Origin of the sequence: Kitasatospora sp. NPDC087271 (assembly GCF_044744605.1) — a bacterium.
Classification (GTDB): Bacteria; Actinomycetota; Actinomycetes; order Streptomycetales; family Streptomycetaceae; genus Kitasatospora.
On the sequence record NZ_JBIUYQ010000022.1, the window covers coordinates 1 to 19710 of the forward strand.

Genomic DNA, 19710 nt, shown 5'->3' on the forward strand with positions numbered 1-19710 from the left:
AACGGCTCCAACGCGGGACCACGACGCCGCACCGACGCATCCGAAGAATCACTCACGCAAGATCTAACGACAGATCTCCGGCGCAGGACACTAGAAACCGCCGTGTGGTGCCGAGGCGAGTGGAAGTGGAGGGTGTCGGCGGATGGCGGCCCTGAGGTCCGGCTGACCTGGACGAGCCGACCGTGCTGCGCGGGAAGTCGGCGGGCCCGACTTCCCGCGCACGGTGCGGTGTTGCTCAGGAGCGGGTGGTTCGGGCGGCGCGGTCTCGGCAGTGGGCGAGGGCGTGCTTGATGCGGATGTCGGCGGTGGGGGCGGCGACGAGGAGTTCGCCGGCGTCGACGAGGGCGGTCCAGTAGTGGGCGGGGTCGCCGACGGTAGGGCGGGGGCGGGCGGCGGTGAGGGAGAGGTAGGCGGCGGTGAGGTTCCCGGTGGTGAACCAGCGGGCCAGGCCGTGCTGGTGGCCGGCGCGGATGCCACCCATGGCGTCGATGGCGGCCAGGAAGAGGTCGACAACGGCGAGTTCGGTGGCGTCGAGGGTCTTGGGGATGTCGAAGACGCCGAGGGCTTCGAGGAGTTCGCCGGTGTCGGCCTCGGAGCCGGGGCGGGGGTTGGCGAGGAGGGCGTCGTAGCAGTCGTCGAGGCGGAGTTGGGTGTCGGTGAGGGGGATGCCGAGGGCCAGACAGACGGCGCGGGCGGAGGGCAGCGGCTTGCGGGTGCGGCGGGAGAGGAGGGCGTAGGTCTCGGCAGGGGTCCTGCCGCGGGAGAGGACGTGTCGGGCGAGGGCGGTCAGGGAGGGCTGGTGCATGGGGAGTCGGTCTTTCAGACGGTGGTGAGGGAGGAGGGGGCGATGCGGGCCCAGACGAACTTGCCGATGCTGCCAGGGCGGTTGGCGCAGCCCCAGTGTTCGGCGAGTTCGTCGACGAGGAACTGGCCGCGTCCGTGTTCGTCGTCCGGGGCGACCGCCCGGACGGCGAGTGGCTGGTGCTGGCGTCGTGGACCTCGATGCAGGTCGAGGCAGGTGGGGCGCCCGGCCACCAGCAGGACCTTCATGGTGTTTCCCACCGGATCGTGCTGCTGCCGGTTCACTGTGTGGTCCTGAGCTTGAGGTCGGCGTGGACGGTCTTGCCGTCGGACATGAGGGCGGCGCCCCAGTGGCCCCGGGTGAGCTTGTGTACGAGGTCGAGGCCCCGGCCGCCCTCGGCGTTCGGACCGGCGTCGACCCTCACAGGCAGGATCCGGCAGCCGTCGGTCACCCCGATCCGCACGTCCCTGCCGGTGATCGAGACGATCTCGACGCTCATCGTGAGCTGGCAGCCGGTCTTACTGGCGTTGCCGACGAGCTCGGAGACGATCAGCTCGGCGTCGTCGGCCAGGTCCTCCAAGCCCCACTTGACCAGCACTGTCCGGACCAGGTGGCGGGCTGTCGAAGCCGATTCGGGTCGGTAGGGCAGGTGGACGGCCTGCCGCCTCTCGCCGCCCACCAGGGCCGGGGTGGAGGCAACGGTCGTGTTCACGCCGCCTTCCATCGCCGAAGAGCGAGCAGACGGACAACGTGCGAGGGCCTACCAGTGGCGATCACGGCGCGACTCCGGAAAGAGAGCTGGTGATGGGAGGTTTGGCCGGCGCCAGGCCCACGTGGGACGCGGCCCGGTGCCGGGCATCCGCCCCGAGGGGCGGGCGGCTTGCATCCAGTGAACGGCCATCACGAGACGGGTGGTGAGGCAAAGTCGGCGGCGTTCTGGTCGGATCCCAGCCGGAAAACTTGACCGTCCCATTGCCTGGTCGCCTGCACGGCAGGTGATGGCGCGGCTACGTTGACTCCATGGTGGTCAACGTCCAGCTCCGTCACCGGATGGCCGAACGCCGCATGACGAAGGTCGAGTTAGCCCGCGAAGTGAACCTGGAGATCGAGATCCTCACCGGGCGGCTCGGCACCGTATCAGAGCGCACAGTGCACAACTGGCTGAGCGGTTCGACCCGGTGGCCACCGGAGAAGATTCGCCGCGCGCTCAAGGCAGTATTCGGCTGTACGCCCGAAGAGCTGGGCTTCGTCCCGACCGGGAGGGCCCGCACCACACCGGAGGAAGACGTGAGGCGACGCGACTTCATAGCGGCGGCCGGCGGTACGGCGGTCACCGTACTCACCCCTACCCCTGCAGCGTCGGCAGGTAGCCGCATCGGCATCACCGACGTGCAGAACCTGCAACGGCGCTTTACTGAGGTCATCGCCAGCGACCACCTTCACGGCGGCCGGCTCAGCATCGAGTCCAAGGCCGCATCGCTCGCCGACGAAGCCCTCGAACTGCAGAAGAACGGCATCGCGACCCAGCGGATCCGGGCCCAGCTGTACGCCAGCGCGGCGGCCTTCATGTCCTCGGCGATGTGGGCCGCGATCGACGGCCGCCGCTTCGATGCCGCACTCGAACACCACCGGAAGGCCGCCTCCCTGGCTGCTATGTCCGGAGACTCCGGCATCCAGTTCCGGATCTGGTCCCACGCGGGAAGTATGTACCGGCATCTGGGACAGGTGGGCGACGCTCTGGCAGCCAACGACGTGGCCCGCAGCCTGCCGATCGCCCGCCGCGACCCGCTGTTCGCCTCCCTCGGGCACGCCCGCCACGCGGCCATCCACGGCCTGACAGGCGACTCCAACGCGGTCCGCCGTTCGCTCGGACACGCACAGGACGCTCTCGACCGGGTGGACCAGGCAGCCACCCGACCGGTGTGGATAACCGCCTTCTACGATCAGTCCGAGCTCGACTCCCTCGCCCTCGCCGCCCACCTGGCGGCCGGGAACTGGGAGGACGCCGAAGCACGAGCCCACCGCAGCATCGCCCAGCGGCGCGACGCCATGCGGCGGTCCATCGCGATCACCACCGTCCGCCTCGCCAGGGCCCAGCTCGGTCAGGGGGACCTGGAGCCTGCGGTCGCCACGGCGATGTCCGTGCCGACCGCAGGCTCCACCCACCCCCGTGTCAAGCGCATGCTGGCGGCCTTCGGCACCAACCTGCATGAGCGGGCGCCCGGCAGCACATCGGACAGGACCTGGACCGCGTACACTCACGACACTTGGAGGACCACCGCGTGACCGTCGAACTCCGCCACCACACTGCGTTGGCGCCCGAGGCCCGACAGGATCTGCTGGACGTCTACGCCGACGTGCGCGGCCCGCTGCTGCACCTGCCGAACTACCGTGTCGCCGCATTCGCCGAACGCCTTGACCGGCATACCGCCGAGCCCGGCTTCGAACTCGTCCTCGGCTACGACGGTGAACTGCCGGTCGGATACGTCTACGGCAACACCGTCGAGGCCGGCGACCGGTACTGGAAGCGCATGACCGATCAGCTTCCCGACGGCTGGACCGACACGCCGACCCTGGCCATCAAGGAGATCGGCGTGCGCACGCCCTGGCGTGGCACCGGCACCGCCCGTCGCATCCACGACGCACTGCTGGCCAACCGCACCGAAGGCCGAGTCACGCTGATGGTGAACCCGCTCGCCGGGGACGGGAAGGTCCAGCGTCTCTACGAGACCTGGGGCTACCAGGCGTTCAACGCCCAGCAGCCATCACCGGAATCGCCTCGATTGACGGCGATGATCCGTCCGACCCGCTGAACTCCGCGACGGCGACCCTGCGGGTGAGGCCGTCGAGCACGGGCAAGCCCTCGCCGCCCGGCGATCGCGCGGGCGCCTGGCCGCCCTGCCCCTTCCCTCTTCGGCATGGAAGCGGAACACCACCCCATGCCGGACCAGGAACGCGTCATCAGGATCCGCCGCCCCATCTCGACCTGATCGCCGGCGGCACCAAGACCGTCGGGGTGCGCGTCGGCTACCCCAGCATGCGAAAGATCCATCCGGGGCAGCTGCTCGTCTTCGAGTCCGGGGACGCCCGCTACCGCGCCCGGGTCACCGAGGTGGTGGAGTGCCCGGGCTTCGACGCGATGCTCGACGCCGAGGACCTGGAGGCGATCGGATCCGAGGGGATGAGCCGGGCCGAACTCCTCGCCGCCTACCGCGAGATCCACCCGCTGGAGAAGGAGCGGCTCGGCGTCCTCGCGATCCACCTGCGGCTCGCCCCGTAGCCGGGGAGCGACCGCGCTGCGCAGGAAGTCGGCGGGGCCGACTTCCTGCGCGCGGAACGGGTTTTCAGGTGCGGGTGGTGTGGGTGGCTTGGGTGGCTTGGGTGCGGCAGTGGGTGAGGGCGGGTTTGAGGCGGGGGCCGGGGGAGGGGGTGGCGGTGGGGAGTTCGCTGAGAAACCGCTGGGCATCGGTTCGGCCTTGACCTACGATCGCGCGAATGATCACTCATGGAGCGATACTCGACACCGCCCTCGCCCGGATCACCGCTGGTTACGTGTTCCCCGAGAAGACGGCGGCCATGGAAGTGGCGATCCGGAACCGGCTGGCGGAAGGCGCTTATGAGGGCCTGGACGAGCGGGGGCTGTGCGAGCGGGTCACGGAGGACTTGCAGGGGGTGTGTCCGGACAAGCACCTGAGGCTGCTGTGGAGCGAGGAGCCGCAGTCGATGGACGAGGAGCCGGAGGACGTCGCCCGGGCCCGGTTCGAGCGGTACGCCCGGGAGAAGAACTACGGCATCCGGCGGGCAGAGCAGCTCGACGGCAACATCGGCTACCTCGATCTGCGCATGATTCCCCCGGCCGGGGTGGGCGGCCCCGCGATCGCCGCCGCGATGCAACTGGTCGCTTCCACCGAGGCGTTGGTCATCGACCTGCGGCAGTGCAGCGGCGGTTCACCGGAGGGTGTGCAGCTGTGGTGCAGCTACTTCTTCGCTGACGACGAGGTGCACCTCAACGACATCTACGACCGGGCTACCGACTCCACCCGCCAGTACTGGACCCTCGGGCACCTCGCCGCGCCGCGCTATTCGGACCGTCCGGTGGCGGTGCTGACCAGCGACTTCACGTTCTCCGGTGGGGAGGAGCTGTCGTACAACCTGAAGGTGCTCAAGCGTGCGACGCTGGTCGGGCAGACGACGCGTGGTGGCGCCCACCCGACGGCCCGTATTCCTGTTGCGCCGCATGTGACGGTGACCGTGCCGGCGGCCCGCTCGATCAACCCGGTCACCGGCACCAACTGGGAGGGCGTTGGCGTGGAGCCGGACGTGGCGGTTGCCGCTGAGGATGCGCTGGAGAAGGCACTGGAACACCTTCGCGCGTAGTCGAGTCCCCCGGCTGCTCAGTCCTGAGCAGCCGGGGGGCCTACGCGAGGCGACTGGTGCGGCGCGGTCACGCTCAAGGCTCAGCCACCACATGGTCCCGCCGCCCCCGTGAGCGGCGGGACCATGTGGTGGTGGGACCCAAGGGCGGCGGGTCAGGCGGGGCGGATGCCCGGGTTGCCGGCCTCGGTGACGAAGGAGGCCGCGGTGGTGACGGTGCCGCCGGGGCGGGTGATGTGGGAGACGGCCCGGTAGTCGGCGCGCACCTGGTGGCGGTCCAGGGTGAGCGTGGTGTAGCCGCGCCGCCCGTCGTAGAACTTCATGTGCGGGTTGGCCGACATCAGGTTCTGCCAGTTGGACGGCCGCTCCTCGCCGTCGCCGTCGCTGCTGATCGAGGTGCCGACGAACTCCACGCCCACGGTGCGCGAGTCCGGCTTGTCGAAGTCGCGCTTGACGTCCAGGGCGTAGGCGACGTGGACGTCACCGGTGAGCAGCACCAGGTTCTCCACCCCGGCCCGGTCGACGGCGGCCAGGAAGCGCTCGCGGGCGGCCGGGTAGCCGTCCCAGGCGTCCATGGAGAGCTTGGAGCGCTCGGCGGTGGTGTTCTTGCGGCGGGAGAAGACGACCTGCTGCGGCACGACGTTCCAGGTCGCCCGGGAGCGGCGCAGGCCCTCGGCGAACCAGCGCTCCTGGGCGGCGCCCATCAGGGTGCGCCGCGGGTCCTCGGACTCCGGGGTGGGGTACTGCCAGCCGTCGCCGTTGGCCTGGTCGTCGCGGTACTGGCGGGTGTCGAGGATGTCGAACTGCGCCAGCTGCCCGAAGTGGACGCGCCGGTAGAGGGTGAGCTCGGTGCCGCGCGGCTGCGGCATCCGCAGCGGCATGTTCTCCCAGTACGCGCGGTAGGCGGCGGCGCGGCGGGCGATGAACGGCGCCGGGTCCTGGCCCTTCTCGGGGATGCCGGCCGCGTAGTTGTTCTCCACCTCGTGGTCGTCCCAGGTGACGTACCAGGGGTGGGCGGCGTGCGCGGCCTGGAGGTCGGGGTCGTTCTTGTAGAGGGAGTAGCGCAGCCGGTAGTCCTCCAGCGTGGCCGTCTCGTGGTCGAACAGCGCCGGCAGGGTGCGGTCGGTGTACTTGCGGTCGCCGCCCGCCGCGTCGATCCCGTACTCGTAGATGTAGTCGCCGACGTGGAACACCGCCGCCAGGTCCTCGTCGGCCAGGTGGCGGTAGGCGGTGAAGTAGCCGTCCTCGTAGGCCTGGCAGGACACCAGCCCGAAGCGGACGGCGTCCAGCCTGCGCCCGCGCTCCGGCGCGGTGCGGGTGCGCCCCACGGGGCTGCTCCAGGTGCCGACGGTGAAGCGGTACCAGTACACCCGGTCCGCGTCGAGGCCGTCGACGTCCACGTGCACCGCGTAGTTGAACTCGGCGTGCGCGCGGGCGCTGCCGCGCCGTACCACCTTGCGGAACCGCTCGTCGCGGGCCAGCTCCCAGCCCACCCGCACCGAACCGGTGGGCGGCAGACCGGCGCCGGGCTCCAGCGGGCGCGGCGCCAGGCGGGTCCACAGCACGACGGATCCGGGCAGCGGGTCGCCGGAGGCCACGCCGAGGGTGAACGGGTTGCCGGTGATGGCGCGCGGGCCGAACTCGGCGTCCTCGGCGTGCGCGGACGGCAGGTTGACGGTGAACGCCAGCGCGGCGGCGGCCGAGGTGACGGTGAGGAAGCGGCGCCGGTCCAGCCGCGCGGCGGCCTCGCGCAGCTGCTGGTCGGGGGAGGGGCGGTCGGCAGGGCGGGTCATGGGGTGAAGGCCTTTCGCTGCTCGGCGGTGTGCGAAGGAATTCGAGTGGACCGCGCCGTACGCCAGGGGTCGGAGATCCGGCAGCCGAGTGATCATCTGATGGGGGAACCGTGAAGGTCCGACAAATCCCCCCGGGGGGACGGAAACGGACGCGCGTAGCGTCACCCGCGCGACCGGTCCACTTGGCCCGCGGACGCAGGCCCTCCCGCCCCCGCCCGGGCCCGCCACCGGCCCCGGCCCGCCCGCAGGCCCCGCACCGCGGCCGCCCGGCAAAGCCCCGAACCCGCACGAGGGGACGGCTGCTCCGTACCCGGAACGGGCCGCGCGACGAGATCCACCCCCACTGCACACAGGCGCTGGCAAAGTCAAGAAAAACCACCCGAACGGGGGGGTCCACTTCTACGCCGGAGGGCGGTCGTGATGTACAACACGCTGGCACCCCAAGCGAGTTGACTGATAGGAATCACCCCGGGGGACCCGACCATCAGCTCACACCTCTGGGAGGGAACCATGAAGAACCGCTTCGTACGTCGTGCGGGTGTTGTGGTGGCCGGCCTCGCCGTCCTGACAGTCGGCTTCGGCAGCACGGCGGCCATGGCGGCCGCCCCGGCCCCTGCCCTGGCCCCGGTCGCAGTGGTCCAGAACGTCACGCCCGCCATCACGGCCGTGCAGACCTGGACCTACGTCACCGGCCCGCTGGAGACCACGCTCACCCTCGACACGACCGCCCGCTCCGCGTCCATCGTGGTGTACGCGAACGTGCCGCTCCTCGGCAAGGTCAAGGTCGGCAGCGCCTCCGGCAGCCTGACCGAAGGCATCACCTTCCACCTGGGCCTGTCGCCGTTCGTCAACGGCACGCAGAGGTTCTACCTGGTCGGCGACGACGTGCACCTGTACTACGACTTCGACGCGCTCGGCAAGCACTACACGGGCGACGTCAAGCTCGGCACGCTCCCGCCGTTCTAGCAGCCCCGCTCCAACACCTCCGGCGCCGCCCGCCGCCCCCGCGACCCGGGGGCGGCGGGCGGACCCACACCCGCACCAGCCGCCCGGCTCCCGCCACGGCCACCCGCGCGAACGCCGGCCCTACAACTGCTGCGGCAGCCAGCCGTTCTGCACCGCCCGCATCCCGAACTCGAAACGACTGCGCGCACCCAGCCGCTCCATCAGATCCGTCGCCACCCGCCGCGCCGTCCGCGACGACACCCCCAGCCGCTTGGCGATCGCCTCGTCCGTCAGCCCCTGCGCCAGCAACCGCACCACCGTCGCCTCCTGCGCACTGAGCCCGCCCTCGTCCCGCACCACCGACGGCCCCAGCTCCCGCGCCTGACCCCACACGTGCTCGAACAGCGCGCACAGCGCCACCAGCGTCCCGTGACCGGTCAGCACGACCGCCCCCGCACGGGTGTCCTCCCCGCTCACCGGGATCAGCGCCGTCGCCCGATCGAAGATGATCATCCGGGTCGGCAGCTCCGGCACCGTCCGCACCTCCCCGCCCAGCTCCGCCAGCCAGCCCACGTACGCCACCGTCGGCTGGCTGTTGCGCACACTGTCCAGGTACACCGTCCGCATCCGCACCCCCCGGCCCAGCAGATCCCGGTCATGCGGCCGGGACGCCTCGATGCTCTCCGGAGAATGCCCGCCACCCGGCGCGAAGGTCATGATCTCCGCCGTCAGGCCACGGGCCAGCGACGCGATCCGGTCCCGGATCTGGTCCAGGCCCACCAACTGCTCCACCCCCGCGTGCGAGGCGGCCGGCCGCAGATCCGCGTACTCCGCGATCAACTGCGCGGCCGCCGCCCGGGACGCCTCGATCCGCAGCTGCTGCGCCGCCAGATCCGCCTGCTGGCGGGCCATCAGCAACTCCATGCCGACCTGCGGCGACACCGCACGCAGCTCGCCCTCCCGCTCGTAGGAGGGCCGGATAAGCGCCAGCTCGCTCAGCAGGTCCAGACAGCGCCGGACCTCCTCCTCGCTGCGCCCGAGCCGCTCCGCCAGCGCCCGCACCCCGTCGCCGGGATGCGCGAGCATGCTGCGGTAGACGCTCTCCGACACGGCATCCAGCCCGAGTGCGGTCAGCATGCCTCGTTACCCCCCGGTGTGTAAGGCCTGAATCGCCAATCGCTGCGTACGCGATCATCGCACGCGAGTGCGAGGGGGGCCAGCAAGGGTCCCTGGACGGTTCCGGACACCGCCGGAACCGTCCAGGTTGATCCTCTATGCCGGGATGTCGACGGTTCGGCAGAGTCCGTTCCATGTACCTGATTCACGCCGAGATCCAGGCCCCGGCCCCGGCCCCGGCAGCAGCGCTCGCGCCCGACACCGCCGGGGTGCTGCTGGCGAGCGCGCGGCCCCAGGAACGCATCGAACACGTCGCCGTGCACGAGGGCGCCGGGCCCGGCGCCGTCCTCGGCGTCTACCTGGTCGCCGGCCGGCTGAGCGCCGCCGAGACCGTCGTCGACGCGTTCTGCCGGCGCGCGGTCGAGACCGTCCCCGCGCTGCGCGGCTGGACGCTCACCCGCGTCGGCGCCCCGCTCGTCGCGCCGTTCTACGAGCGCCTGCTGGACTGATCCGGCCCGGCTGGACGGATCCGGACGCTGCCGTTTCCGTCCACCGGAGAACCCTTCCACCCGCCCTGAACTGCGACGAAGCTAGTACTCGCCAGCAGGGCCCACCGCCCGGAGGCAAACCGGCCGAGCGTCTACCGCGGGACGCGACACCGGACTCACCGCCACCCGTCCAGTTCTCGAAAGAGGTCAACTCCCATGCTTCGCACCCCGCTCGCCAAGGCCGCCGCGGTCGCCGCCCTCGCCCTCGCCGCCACCCTGCCGATCGCCGGCCAGGCCTCGGCGAACACCATCTGGGACAGCCCCACCCCCGCCCCGGCCCCGGCCGCCACGACGGCGAACACCATCTGGGACAGCCCCACTCCCGCCCCCGCCCCGGCCGCCACGACGGCGAACACCATCTGGGACGGCCCGGCCCCCGCGTCGGTCACCGTGACCCCGGCGAACACCATCTGGGACTGACCCGCCCCGCGCCGGCCACCGCCGTGAACACCATCCGGGACTGACCCGCCCCGCCGCCGCCCGAGGCCACCCGACCGCTGCTCCTGCAGGGCAGCTGTCCGCCTCCCTCCGGGCCACGCCCCCCGTCTTCCCGTGCCCGCACCGGGCGCCCACCGCCGCTCTCACACCGTCAGGACGTGTCGCCATGCCCTCCGGGCTCTCCAAACTCGCCCGCGTCACCCTCGCCGCCTCCATCGCCGCCTCCGGCGCGATAGCCGCCACGGCCGTCACCACCACCGCGGCCCACGCCGCCGCCTCGTCCACCGTCGGCGGCCAGATCACCCGGTCGGAGATCCTCTCCCGCGCCCAGTACTGGTTCAACCAGAACCCGGGCCTCACCTACAACCAGGGCGCGACCTTCCCCGACTCCAGCGGCCGCTACTACCGCAAGGACTGCTCCGGCTACGTCTCCATGGCCTGGCACCTGGGCTACAGCGCCACCACCCAGTCCATCGCCACCGACGAGAGCTACGAGATCCCGCGCAGCGACCTGCGCCCCGGGGACGTCCTCAACAGCTTCTACGACCACGTCCTGCTCTTCGAGAAGTGGGACGACCCCGGCCACACGACCTTCTCCTACTACTCCTTCGGCTCCACCCCGGTGAAGCACATCGCCGGCGCCTCCATCAACGCCGCGAAGTTCGACTCGCACCCCAACGGCGACTACAAGGCGCGGCGCTACAAGAACGTCGTCGAGGACGTCAGCACCTCCCCGTCCTCGCTGCCCTCCGGCACGCTGGTCAAGTCCCCGAACGGCGCCTCGGTCAAGGTCATCGTCAACGGCGCGGGCCTGCCGGTCGCCGGCTCCGACGTCGCCGCCGACGGCTACGACCTGAGCAAGATCGTCCAGGTCGACGACGGTGCCTTCAACGCCCTGCCCACCGTGCCGCCGCCCGGCACCGTGGTCCACGACCAGGCCGGCGGCTCCTCCCGCTACGTCGTGGTCGGCGGCGCGGCACTGTTCATCTCCGGCGCGGACTGGACCGCCGACGGCTACAACACCCGCGCCGACATGGGCGTCCCGTCCAGCTGGCTGCAGGGCGCGATCAACACCGGCCCGGCCACCGGACTCGTCGTGATGGACCAGTCCGGCACCGACGCCGGCCGCTACGTCGTCGTCAACGGCACCGCCATGCACATCTCCGCCGCCGAGTGGACCGCCGACGGCTACAACACCCAGTCCCTGATGGGCGTGCCCAGCGACTGGCTGAAGGCCGCCATCGCCAAGCCCATGCCCAACGGCACCGTCCTGATGGACCAGTCCGGCACCGACCCCAGCCGCTACGTCGTCGTCAACGGCGCCGCCGTGCACATCTCCGCCTCCGAGTGGACCGCCGACGGCTACAACCTCCAGTCCCTGATGGGCGTGCCCGGCGAGTGGCTCAACACCACGGCCAAGAAGACCGTCCCGGACGGCACCCTGATCAAGGGCCAGGCCGGCACCGACCCGTCGATCTACGTGATGGCCAACAACTCCGCACTGCCGATGACCAGCGCCGAGTTCACCACCGTCTACGCCAACCAGCCGGTCCTGGGCGTCCCGGAGGAATGGGAGGCCGCCGAGGTCGCCCGCCCGCTCGCCAACGGCACCCTGATCACCGACGCCGCCGGCACCGACTCCACCGTCTACGTGATGGCCGGCGGCCTGGCCGTCCCGCTCACCTATGCCGACTTCACCGGCTACGGCTACGACAAGCTGCCGCTGCGCGGCGTCCCCGGCAGCTGGGAGCAGTCGGCCGCCGCCAAGAGCGCCCCCGCCGACGGCACCCTGCTCCAGTCCTCCGACGGCCCCACCGTCTGGCAGGTCGTCAACGGCGGCAGCAAGAAGGCGGCCGCACCCGGCTCCTACAACGCCGCCGACGTGGTGAAGGTCCCGACCGCGCTGACCGCCAAGCTCCCCACCGTCGCCTGACGCACCCACCCCGCCAGGGCGGCCCGGCCACCGCAGGCCGGGCCGCCCCGCGCCTGCACACACGTACCGCACCCGCACGCACCCGATCGTCCGACCAGCCAACCCGCATCTGCCCAGGGGGACTTCCGTCATGACCGCCGCCGCCCGCAAGACACCGGCCCTCGCCGCCGCCACCGCCCTGCTCGCCCTCGCCGCCCCGCTCGCCCTCGGCGGCCAGGCCTCCGCGGCCTCGGTGTCCACCTGGGACAAGGTCGCCCAGTGCGAGAGCGGCGGCAACTGGAGCATCGACACCAACAACGGCTACTACGGCGGCCTCCAGTTCTCCCAGAGCACCTGGCTCGCCTACGGCGGCAGCCAGTACGCCCCCTACGCCAACCGGGCGACCAAGCAGCAGCAGATCCTGATCGCCGAGAAGGTCCTCGCCGGGCAGGGCCAGGGCGCCTGGCCGCACTGCGGCCCGGCGGCCAACCTGGGCGCCGACCACGCCAACCCCTACCCGGCCGGCACCTCCTACCCCGACCCGGCGTCGCTGCCCACCGGCACGCTCGTCAAGTCGCCCAACGGCTCCTCGGTCAAGATCCTGATCAGCGGCGCCGGCCTGCCCGTCACCGGCTCCGACGTCGCCCCCGACGGCTACGACCTGAGCAAGATCGTCCTGGTGGACGACGCCCGCTTCAACGCCCTGCCCACCACCCCGCCCGAGGGCACCGTCGTCCACGACCAGGCCGGCGGCAACGCCCGCTACGTCGTCGTCGCCGGCGCGGCGCTGACCATCTCCGGCGCGGACTGGACGGCGGCCGGCTACAACACCCGCCCCGACATGGGCGTCCCCACCGCCTGGCTGCAGAACGCGCTCACCAACACCCTCCCGACCGGCCTCGTCGTCCACGACCAGGCCGGCGGCAACGCCCGCTACGTCGTCGTCGCCGGCGCCGCCCTGCCCATCTCCGGCGCCGAATGGACCGCCGACGGCTACAACACCCGCGCCGACATGGGCGTCCCCGGCGCCTGGCTCACCTCCGCCACCCAGGCCACCGTCCCGAACGGCACCGTCGTCAACGGCCAGGCCGGCACCGACCCGTCGATGTACGTCATGGTCAACGGCACCGCCCTGCACATCTCCGGCAGCGAGTGGACCGCCGACGGCTACAACACCAAGACCCTGATGGGCGTGCCCGAGGCCTGGCTGCAGGGCGCCGTCGCCAAGCCCCTGAAGAACGGCACGGTCCTCACCGACGCCGCCGGCACCGACTCCACCGTCTACGTGATGGCCGGCGGCCTGGCGGTCTCCCTGACCTACGCCGACTTCACCGCCATGGGCTACGACAAGCAGCCGCTCACGGGCGTCCCCGGCACCTGGCTGGGCGCGGCCGCCGCCAAGAGCGCCCCCGCCGACGGCACCCTGCTGCTCTCGCCCGACAGCCCCACCGTCTGGCTGGTCGCGGGCGGCGGCAAGAAGGCCCTCACCGCGGCCGACTTCGGCCCCGGCAAGTACAGCCTCGCCGACGTGGTCAACGTCCCGACCGCGCTGACCGCCAAGCTCCCGACCGCCACCGCGTAACCCCGGCCCCCGACCACCCCGAGCCGCCCGGCCGCACCCGCCGGGCGGCACGGGCGCGGTTCCGGAGACGCCCGAAACCCGCGTGCCCCACCGGGCACCGCTCCGGTAGCCTGCAGACCATGTCGAGCCCCGAGGCATCCAGGGTGGGGGCTTTCGGTCACGCGCCGTCAGCCCCCTGAACCCCCGAGCCGCGCACCCCGCCCTCCCGCCGCACCCCACGGCCGGACGGGCACGCCCTCAGGCCCCGGGCGCTGACCGCGGTGACGAGACGCCGACCTCCCGCGCATCTCCTCACTCCGGAGCCCCCAGATGTCCCCGACACGCCCGATGCCCCTCCCGCTGTACCTCCTCGCCCTGGCCGTCTTCGCCATGGGCACCTCCGAGTTCATGCTCGCCGGCCTCCTGCCCGACCTCGCCGCCGACCTCGGCGTGAGCGTCGGGGCGGCCGGCCTGCTCGGCCCCGCCTTCGCCGCCGGAATGGCCCTCGGCGCCCCACTGATGGCCGCCCTCGCCCGCACCTGGCCCGCCCGCACCAGCCTCCTCGGCCTCCTCCTCGCCTTCGCCGCCGCCCACGCCGCGGGCGCCATCACCACCAGCCTCCCGCTCCTGTGCGCCACCCGCGTCGCCGCCGCCCTCGCCTGCGCAGGCTTCCTCGCCGTCGCCCTGACCACCGCCGCCACCCTGGTCGCCCCCGACCGCAAGGGCCGCGCCCTGGCCGTCCTGCTCTCCGGCACCACGCTCGCCACCATCGCCGGCGTCCCGGCAGGCGCCGCCCTCGGCACCCTGCTCGGCTGGCGCGCCACCTTCTGGGCCGTCGCCGCCCTCTGCCTGCCCGCCGCCGCCGGCCTCCTGCGCGGCATCCCGGCCGCACCCGCCCCACACGACAGCGCCCCACACGACAGCGCCCCGCATGACACCGCCGAACCGGCGCTGCGCACCGAACTCGCCCAACTGCGCCGCCCCCGTCTGCTCCTGGTCATGGCGCTCGGCGCCCTGGTGAACGCCGCGACCTTCGCCGGCTTCACCTTCCTCGCCCCCGTCGTCACCGACACCGCCGAACTGGGCCGGCTCTGGATCCCCGTCGCCCTGGTGCTCTTCGGCGCCGGCTCCCTGCTCGGCGTCACCACCGCCGGACGCCTCGCCGACCACCGCCCCCGCCTGCTCCTCGCGGCCGGCGGCCCGCTGCTGCTCGCCGGCTGGCCCGCCCTCGCCGTCCTGGCCGAGGAGCCGGCCGCGCTGCTGGCCCTGGTGTTCGTGCAGGGCGCGCTGTCGTTCGCACTGGGCACCACCCTGATCACCCGGGTCCTCTACGAGGCGGCCGCCGCCCCCACCATGGCCGGCTCGTACGCGACCGCGGCCCTCAACGTCGGCGCCGCCACCGGACCGCTGGTCGCCGCCCCCACCCTGGGCTCCAGCGCCGGGCCGCTGGGCCCACTGTGGGCGAGCGCCCTGCTCGTCCTGCTCGCGCTGCTCGCCGCTGTCCCGCTGCGCGGGGTGCTCGCCCCCCGCCACGGCGGCGCGTAACAGGCCCCGGGCCGCACCTCGCGGCAGCTGCGCCGTGGGGAGTCGGCCACGCCGACTCCCCACGGCGGCCGTACGCCCCGTCGGTGGGCACGGCCCCGGCGCGGCACCATCCGTGTACGCCCCTTCACGTCCTGCCATGAGCCGGTGATGCCTCCCCGCGCCCCGTGGCGTCCGCCGGGGCACCGGCGCGTCGACGCCGGCGGGCGCGGGCCGACCCCCTTGACTTGGGGGGCGGGGCGCCCCGGACCGGTTCCGCCGTGTGTGCGCCCCGCGCCCGCCGGTTCGGAGAGGACGGCCTTGAAGGTTCTGACGCACAACGTGATGTTCCTGTCCTGGCTGACGCAGAAGAGCGAGGGCGACTGGAACAACGCGGCGCGCTCGCGGCTGATCGCCGAGTCCGCGTACGTCGCGGACCACGACGTGCTGGTCTTCCAGGAACTCTTCGACCCCGGCCCCTCCGAGGAACTGATGCAGGGCCTGGAGGGCCGGGGGTACCGCCACCGCACGCCGGTGGTCGGGGTGGACGAGTCGGGCTGGGCCGCCACGCACGGCCGGCAGATCTCCCCGCTGCACGCCCGCGGCGGGGTCGCGATCGTCAGCAGGTGGCCCATCCTGCGGATGGAGCAGTACGTCTACGAGGTGGCCTGCGGCTGGGACGCCGAGGCCGCCAAGGGCTTCGCCTACGCCGTACTGGAGGTCGACGGCCGGCGCGTGCACGTGGTGGGCACCCACCTGCAGTCCGACGACGGCGCCTGCCTGACCGGCCAGGCGAGGATCATGCGCCGCTCCCAGCTGCGCGACATCGACGTCTTCCTGACGGACCGCCGCATCCCGGCGCACGAGCCGGTGATCGTCGCCGGGGACTTCAACACCGACCGCCACTCGCCCGACTTCCAGGACGTCCTGGGCTTCGGGAACCTCCAGGAGGCGGGCCCCCGGACCGGCTGGAAGTACTCCTTCGACACCATCGCCAACGACGCCGCCCTGCACCGCCACCCGGCCGACCCCGCCGAGGACACGGACCACGTCCTGCTCCGCAAGGGCCACGCCCCGCCGTGCGACGCCTGGACGAGCGAGGTCCTGAAGACCGCCTCGCCGAGCTGGGAGGCGGGTGGCCGGGCCTTCACCGACTACAGCGACCACTACCCGGTGACCGCGGGCCCGCTGAGCCCGGGCCGCTGAGCCCGGGCCGGGCCGGGCCCTGGGACGGTCGCCCGGCAAGCGCGAGCCGTCCGACAGGAGGAGCGGATATGAGCTACTCGGCACCACAGCAGTTCGGCGAACTCACCTTCGTCTTCAGCACCGGCGAGACCAGACCGCCCGAGGGCTACCACGCCCTGTGCAGCGTCATCCCCGACAACGCCCCGATGACCTGGGTGCGGGGGAGCACCGCCGGCTCGGCCGCACTGGCCGAGCCCAAGCAGTGGCGCAAGGTCACCGACTCCGACGGGGTGCTGCGCGGCCTGGTGCCGGTGGCCCCTCCCGGGTACCGGGCGCTGAGCGCGCTGTGGTCCTCGGACACGGTCCACGGGCCCCGTGACGTCCTGCGCGACCTCGGCGGCGCGGCCTTCGTCGCCCAGGGCGACCTGCGCTGCGTGAAGGAGGAGATCGGCGGACGCCCCTACGTGGCCCTCGGCGCCTGGCGCGGGCGCGGCGGCCTGGAGATCCCCGAGACCGTCCGCCCCGAGACGATCCCCGGCGGCACGGGCTGCCTGCTGACCCCCGGCATCGCGACCTGGATCTCCTACTTCGACGGCGACTACGAGGGGGAGGACCCCGGCGACGTCCACGTGCTGGACGTGCCGATGCGGCAGGTCCGGCAGGGGACGGCGAAGGGCCCGGCCGTCACGGACGGAGGCGACGTGCCCGAGCGGACCGAGCCGGTCGTCGACCGGGAGGTGGTCCTCCCGTGCACCGCCGTCCTCGACCGGGGCGCGTCCACGGAGTGGATCCTGCGCAACTCGCCGACGTACACGGTGCGGCGCAAGCGGTTCTACACCCGGGTCGCGGTCACCGACCTGCGGGAGGACCCGGGCCCGGGCACGGTCGGCGCCACCGTCCCGTGGGGGGTGGACGAGGCGCAGGCGCAGGCCTGCCGCGAAGCCGTCGGCCTGTCCGCGGGGTTCGAGGCGGGCGTCGAGATCGAGGGCTCCGGCGCCAGGGCGGCCGCCTCCCTCAGCCGCGAACTGGGCTACGACAGCACGCGTTTCGTCGCCGCCATGACCCGGGAGCGGCAGGAGGTCCGCGCCCCCGCACCGGGCCTGCACCTCACCGCGCTGTACGTCGAGAGCCACCGCATCGAGGTCGTCCGCAACGACCCGGACCACACGCTCCCCTCGGACCGGGCGGGCCTGACGTTCAACGCCCACGCGTCCTGGACGGCGCCCACCTACCCGCCGCGCCCGGCCCGCTGAGGGGCCGGCGCCCCGCGGCGGCCGGCCCCGCCGCGCACCGGCCGGTGCGCGGCGACCGCCGCTGTCACCGCGCCGTTGACTGTTCATCAGATCTTGCGAACTCGTGGTCGTCGGCTGGTTGGGCCGGCCGGGCGGTGGCTACGCTCGGCCGTGTCGTCCGATGGGGGGCGGCACCCGTCGCGTGCCGCACGCGCCCGGCCCTCGCGGCCCTCGGGCGTCGGAGCGGAGCACGCGCGGGCGGTTCCCACGGGAGTGGATCATGAGCTCTGTTGGTCGCAAGACCGTCGCGGTGATGGCCGCGGCCTTGGCCTCGCTGGGTGCGGGGAGCGCGGTCACCGCGTCCGCGGCCGCCTCGTCGGCTCCGTCGTGCAGCGGGTCGGAGTGCCCCAGCCTCAAGCCGACCAGGCTCTCGGCCAGTCAGGCGAGCCTGAACGTCACCCAGATGCAGCTGGAGAACATCCACGCGATGGCCTCCGACGCGGTGACCGGGGAGCCCATCCGCGGCGCCCGGATCGTGTTCGCCACCGTGGGCGGCCGGACGCTGGGCGCGGCCTACACCGACTACGACGGCATCGCCGCGATCACCGCCCCCGAGAACCTTGGCCCCGGCACCCTCCAGGAACTGCTGGGCGGCTACGAGGCCGCGATGGTCGGCGACGGCGTCCACGCCCCGGCCGGCGCCCACGGGGCCATCACCATCGGAACCGACCAGGGCCCCGGCGTCCCGGGCAACCCGTGTGCCGTGTGCAGCGACCGCGGGCTCAAGCAGGACGTGGTCCCGGTGGACTGGAGCCGGTAGGGGCGCGGGTGCGGCACCGGCCGATGCGGCCCCGGGCGTGAGCGCGTCCGAGGCCGCGCGACGACGAGAGGGCGGGAGACCATGACAGGGCCGGACACCGCGGCAGGGCCGAGCACCATGGCAGGGCCGGACACCGTGGCGGAGCAGTCGTCGCCGGTGAGCACGGACGCGATCTGGCGGCTCCCGGTGACGGTCTGCCGCATCACCGGACTCCTGGGCGAGCGGACGGCCGGCGCCCTGCTGGAACGCGCCGTCGCCGTCGCCTCCGCAGGCGAGGCGTTGCAGCCCTCCCTGATCGGGGACCGGGAGCTGGCCCCCGACTTCCGCCGCTCCCGCTCGTGCCGGGAGTTCGCCGCGCCCGAACTGCTGGCGGCCATCGACGAGGTGCTGGAGGCGGTCGAGCACACCCTGGGCGTCTCCTGCCGCAACACCGAGCCCGACTACACCCTCAACGTGCACAACGACGGCGACTTCTACCGGCCGCACCAGGACACCAGCGCCGAGTTCTCCCCCCGGCGCCTGCTCACCTTCGTCTACTACCTGCACGGCACGCCCCGGCCGTTCGGTGGCGGCGAACTGCGCGTGTTCGACGCCGCCCTGCCGCTGTACGGCGGGACGACGGGGGAGTGGGAGAAGCGCACCTGGCGGGACTGGGAGCCCGAGCACGACAGCATCGTGTTCTTCCGCCCCACCGCCTGGCACGAGGTGCGCCCGGTGAGCTGCCCGTCCCGGCGGCCCGAGGACAGCCGCTTCGCCGTCAACGGCTGGCTGTGCAGCCCCGATCCGGCGACCGGGGGGAGCGGGGCGCTCTGACGGGGCGCGTCCTCAGTCCTTCAGCATCACCAGCGGCAGGCCGCCGTCGCTCCACGCGCCGCCCGTCTCGTCGACCTGGTAGCGGTCGGCCTCCAGGTCGGCGGCGAAGGCCTCCAGGAACTCCCGCAGGCCGGCGGCCTCGTAGCCGGCCCGCCAGCCCTCGTGCGACCAGTCGATGATCTGGCCGCGGCGCTGCGGGGCGGGCGGGTCCAGGTCGATGCAGATCACGTCGCCGTTGCCGATGGAGATGAAGGGGATCCACCCGGCGGACCAGGCGACGTCCCGGCGGATCACGCCGTCCTCCTCCAGCTCGTCCCAGGGCGGATCCCCGGCGTCGGCGGACCGCTCGCGCCAGTCGTCCACCATCGCGTCGAGCGAGTGGAGCGCGGCGTGTAAACCGATCAGGACCCCCGGCAGGCCGTCGTGGCAGCGGTAGGACTCCCGGACGTCCGGCGGGAGTTCCACCCCCATCGCGGCCTCCGCCGCCCGGATCTGCCCGTCGGTGGCGCCTGGCGGCATCGCGGCCGCCAACTTCGGGGCGATCCGCCCGAGCACGGCCTCGATCCGCGCCCACAGCTGCTGCATCGGGAACTCCCCTCCGTTGTGACGAGGACCGGAACGTAGCACCCGTCACCGACAGCCGGTCGGCG

20 protein-coding genes are annotated in these 19710 nt (G+C 72.7%); 14 read left to right on the forward strand and 6 right to left on the reverse strand.

The genetic code is table 11. The features are described from left to right. Positions 1-235: 235 nt before the first annotated feature. The 3 genes from ACIO9K_RS29305 to ACIO9K_RS29315 are packed head-to-tail and all read right to left on the reverse strand — an operon-like array spanning position 236 to position 1514. The gene (locus ACIO9K_RS29305) at positions 236-805 is read right to left on the reverse strand and encodes a hypothetical protein (protein WP_400334496.1); all 570 of its coding nucleotides are present in this window, start codon (positions 803-805) and stop codon (positions 236-238) included. A 14-nt stretch (positions 806-819) separates the two neighbouring features. Beyond that, a complete protein-coding gene (locus ACIO9K_RS29310) occupies positions 820-1062 on the reverse strand; it encodes an ATP-binding protein (RefSeq protein WP_363623961.1) in 243 nt (80 codons plus the stop codon). A gap of 20 nt (positions 1063-1082) precedes the next feature. Beyond that, positions 1083-1514: an ATP-binding protein gene (locus ACIO9K_RS29315; RefSeq protein ID WP_363623963.1), complete on the reverse strand. Its 432-nt coding sequence runs from the start codon at positions 1512-1514 to the stop codon at positions 1083-1085. Between the two features lie 308 nt (positions 1515-1822). Between ACIO9K_RS29315 and ACIO9K_RS29320 the strand changes: the two genes are divergently transcribed. The 4 genes from ACIO9K_RS29320 to ACIO9K_RS29335 all read left to right on the forward strand — a co-directional run bounded on the left by ACIO9K_RS29320 (position 1823) and on the right by ACIO9K_RS29335 (position 5179). Then, the gene (locus ACIO9K_RS29320) at positions 1823-3088 is read left to right on the forward strand and encodes a helix-turn-helix transcriptional regulator (protein ID WP_363623965.1); all 1266 of its coding nucleotides are present in this window, start codon (positions 1823-1825) and stop codon (positions 3086-3088) included. After that, positions 3085-3615, forward strand: coding sequence for a GNAT family N-acetyltransferase (locus ACIO9K_RS29325; RefSeq protein ID WP_363623967.1), 531 nt, complete (start codon positions 3085-3087; stop codon positions 3613-3615). Before ACIO9K_RS29320 ends, ACIO9K_RS29325 begins: the two co-directional genes overlap by 4 nt. A gap of 23 nt (positions 3616-3638) precedes the next feature. Then, positions 3639-4082 (forward strand): ASCH domain-containing protein, encoded by a 444-nt coding sequence (locus ACIO9K_RS29330; protein WP_400334499.1) that lies wholly within the window; start codon positions 3639-3641, stop codon positions 4080-4082. Positions 4083-4297: 215 nt separating this feature from the next. Continuing rightward, positions 4298-5179, forward strand: coding sequence for a S41 family peptidase (locus ACIO9K_RS29335; RefSeq protein ID WP_363623969.1), 882 nt, complete (start codon positions 4298-4300; stop codon positions 5177-5179). Positions 5180-5331: 152 nt separating this feature from the next. Here ACIO9K_RS29335 and ACIO9K_RS29340 read toward each other — a convergent pair whose 3' ends face one another. After that, on the reverse strand, positions 5332-6969 hold the full coding sequence (locus tag ACIO9K_RS29340) for an alkaline phosphatase D family protein (protein WP_363623971.1): 1638 nt from the start codon (positions 6967-6969) through the stop codon (positions 5332-5334). A gap of 510 nt (positions 6970-7479) precedes the next feature. Between ACIO9K_RS29340 and ACIO9K_RS29345 the strand changes: the two genes are divergently transcribed. Further along, complete coding sequence (locus tag ACIO9K_RS29345) at positions 7480-7935, forward strand: hypothetical protein (protein ID WP_363587849.1); 456 nt, start codon at positions 7480-7482, stop codon at positions 7933-7935. Between the two features lie 120 nt (positions 7936-8055). Here the strand turns inward: ACIO9K_RS29345 and ACIO9K_RS29350 are convergent, their stop codons facing one another. After that, on the reverse strand, positions 8056-9051 hold the full coding sequence (locus ACIO9K_RS29350; RefSeq protein ID WP_363623973.1) for a helix-turn-helix transcriptional regulator: 996 nt from the start codon (positions 9049-9051) through the stop codon (positions 8056-8058). A gap of 173 nt (positions 9052-9224) precedes the next feature. On the opposite strand from ACIO9K_RS29350, the gene ACIO9K_RS29355 reads away from it, so the two are divergent. The 9 genes from ACIO9K_RS29355 to ACIO9K_RS29395 all read left to right on the forward strand — a co-directional run bounded on the left by ACIO9K_RS29355 (position 9225) and on the right by ACIO9K_RS29395 (position 19060). Further along, positions 9225-9539, forward strand: coding sequence for a hypothetical protein (locus tag ACIO9K_RS29355; protein WP_400334502.1), 315 nt, complete (start codon positions 9225-9227; stop codon positions 9537-9539). Positions 9540-9734: 195 nt separating this feature from the next. Continuing rightward, on the forward strand, positions 9735-9998 hold the full coding sequence (locus ACIO9K_RS29360) for a hypothetical protein (RefSeq protein WP_400334504.1): 264 nt from the start codon (positions 9735-9737) through the stop codon (positions 9996-9998). Between the two features lie 184 nt (positions 9999-10182). Further along, entirely contained in the window at positions 10183-11949 is a 1767-nt protein-coding gene (locus ACIO9K_RS29365) for a hypothetical protein (RefSeq protein ID WP_400334506.1), read from the forward strand. A 130-nt stretch (positions 11950-12079) separates the two neighbouring features. Beyond that, positions 12080-13510: a transglycosylase family protein gene (locus ACIO9K_RS29370; RefSeq protein WP_400334508.1), complete on the forward strand. Its 1431-nt coding sequence runs from the start codon at positions 12080-12082 to the stop codon at positions 13508-13510. A gap of 327 nt (positions 13511-13837) precedes the next feature. Then, on the forward strand, positions 13838-15034 hold the full coding sequence (locus ACIO9K_RS29375; protein WP_363624090.1) for a Cmx/CmrA family chloramphenicol efflux MFS transporter: 1197 nt from the start codon (positions 13838-13840) through the stop codon (positions 15032-15034). A 297-nt stretch (positions 15035-15331) separates the two neighbouring features. Beyond that, positions 15332-16216, forward strand: a complete 885-nt coding sequence (locus ACIO9K_RS29380; protein WP_363623979.1) for a sphingomyelin phosphodiesterase — start codon at positions 15332-15334, stop codon at positions 16214-16216. A gap of 68 nt (positions 16217-16284) precedes the next feature. Continuing rightward, on the forward strand, positions 16285-17448 hold the full coding sequence (locus ACIO9K_RS29385) for a hypothetical protein (protein WP_400334510.1): 1164 nt from the start codon (positions 16285-16287) through the stop codon (positions 17446-17448). Positions 17449-17707: 259 nt separating this feature from the next. Continuing rightward, positions 17708-18247 (forward strand): hypothetical protein, encoded by a 540-nt coding sequence (locus tag ACIO9K_RS29390; RefSeq protein WP_363623983.1) that lies wholly within the window; start codon positions 17708-17710, stop codon positions 18245-18247. 117 nt (positions 18248-18364) lie between these two features. Next, the gene (locus tag ACIO9K_RS29395) at positions 18365-19060 is read left to right on the forward strand and encodes a 2OG-Fe(II) oxygenase (RefSeq protein WP_400334512.1); all 696 of its coding nucleotides are present in this window, start codon (positions 18365-18367) and stop codon (positions 19058-19060) included. 12 nt (positions 19061-19072) lie between these two features. On the opposite strand, the gene ACIO9K_RS29400 is transcribed toward ACIO9K_RS29395, so the two are convergent. Then, the gene (locus ACIO9K_RS29400) at positions 19073-19645 is read right to left on the reverse strand and encodes an SMI1/KNR4 family protein (protein ID WP_363623987.1); all 573 of its coding nucleotides are present in this window, start codon (positions 19643-19645) and stop codon (positions 19073-19075) included. Between the last annotated feature and the right edge of the window lie 65 nt (positions 19646-19710).

Coding starts and splice junctions, on each gene's coding strand:
- ACIO9K_RS29305 (WP_400334496.1), bottom strand. CDS start 805: ATGCACCAGCCCTCCCTGACCGCCCTCGCCCGACACGTCCTCTCCCGC.
- ACIO9K_RS29320 (WP_363623965.1), top strand. CDS start 1,823: ATGGTGGTCAACGTCCAGCTCCGTCACCGGATGGCCGAACGCCGCATG.
- ACIO9K_RS29335 (WP_363623969.1), top strand. CDS start 4,298: ATGATCACTCATGGAGCGATACTCGACACCGCCCTCGCCCGGATCACC.
- ACIO9K_RS29340 (WP_363623971.1), bottom strand. CDS start 6,969: ATGACCCGCCCTGCCGACCGCCCCTCCCCCGACCAGCAGCTGCGCGAG.
- ACIO9K_RS29345 (WP_363587849.1), top strand. CDS start 7,480: ATGAAGAACCGCTTCGTACGTCGTGCGGGTGTTGTGGTGGCCGGCCTC.
- ACIO9K_RS29350 (WP_363623973.1), bottom strand. CDS start 9,051: ATGCTGACCGCACTCGGGCTGGATGCCGTGTCGGAGAGCGTCTACCGC.
- ACIO9K_RS29355 (WP_400334502.1), top strand. CDS start 9,225: ATGTACCTGATTCACGCCGAGATCCAGGCCCCGGCCCCGGCCCCGGCA.
- ACIO9K_RS29360 (WP_400334504.1), top strand. CDS start 9,735: ATGCTTCGCACCCCGCTCGCCAAGGCCGCCGCGGTCGCCGCCCTCGCC.
- ACIO9K_RS29365 (WP_400334506.1), top strand. CDS start 10,183: ATGCCCTCCGGGCTCTCCAAACTCGCCCGCGTCACCCTCGCCGCCTCC.
- ACIO9K_RS29370 (WP_400334508.1), top strand. CDS start 12,080: ATGACCGCCGCCGCCCGCAAGACACCGGCCCTCGCCGCCGCCACCGCC.
- ACIO9K_RS29375 (WP_363624090.1), top strand. CDS start 13,838: ATGCCCCTCCCGCTGTACCTCCTCGCCCTGGCCGTCTTCGCCATGGGC.
- ACIO9K_RS29385 (WP_400334510.1), top strand. CDS start 16,285: ATGAGCTACTCGGCACCACAGCAGTTCGGCGAACTCACCTTCGTCTTC.
- ACIO9K_RS29390 (WP_363623983.1), top strand. CDS start 17,708: ATGAGCTCTGTTGGTCGCAAGACCGTCGCGGTGATGGCCGCGGCCTTG.
- ACIO9K_RS29395 (WP_400334512.1), top strand. CDS start 18,365: ATGGCAGGGCCGGACACCGTGGCGGAGCAGTCGTCGCCGGTGAGCACG.
- ACIO9K_RS29400 (WP_363623987.1), bottom strand. CDS start 19,645: ATGCAGCAGCTGTGGGCGCGGATCGAGGCCGTGCTCGGGCGGATCGCC.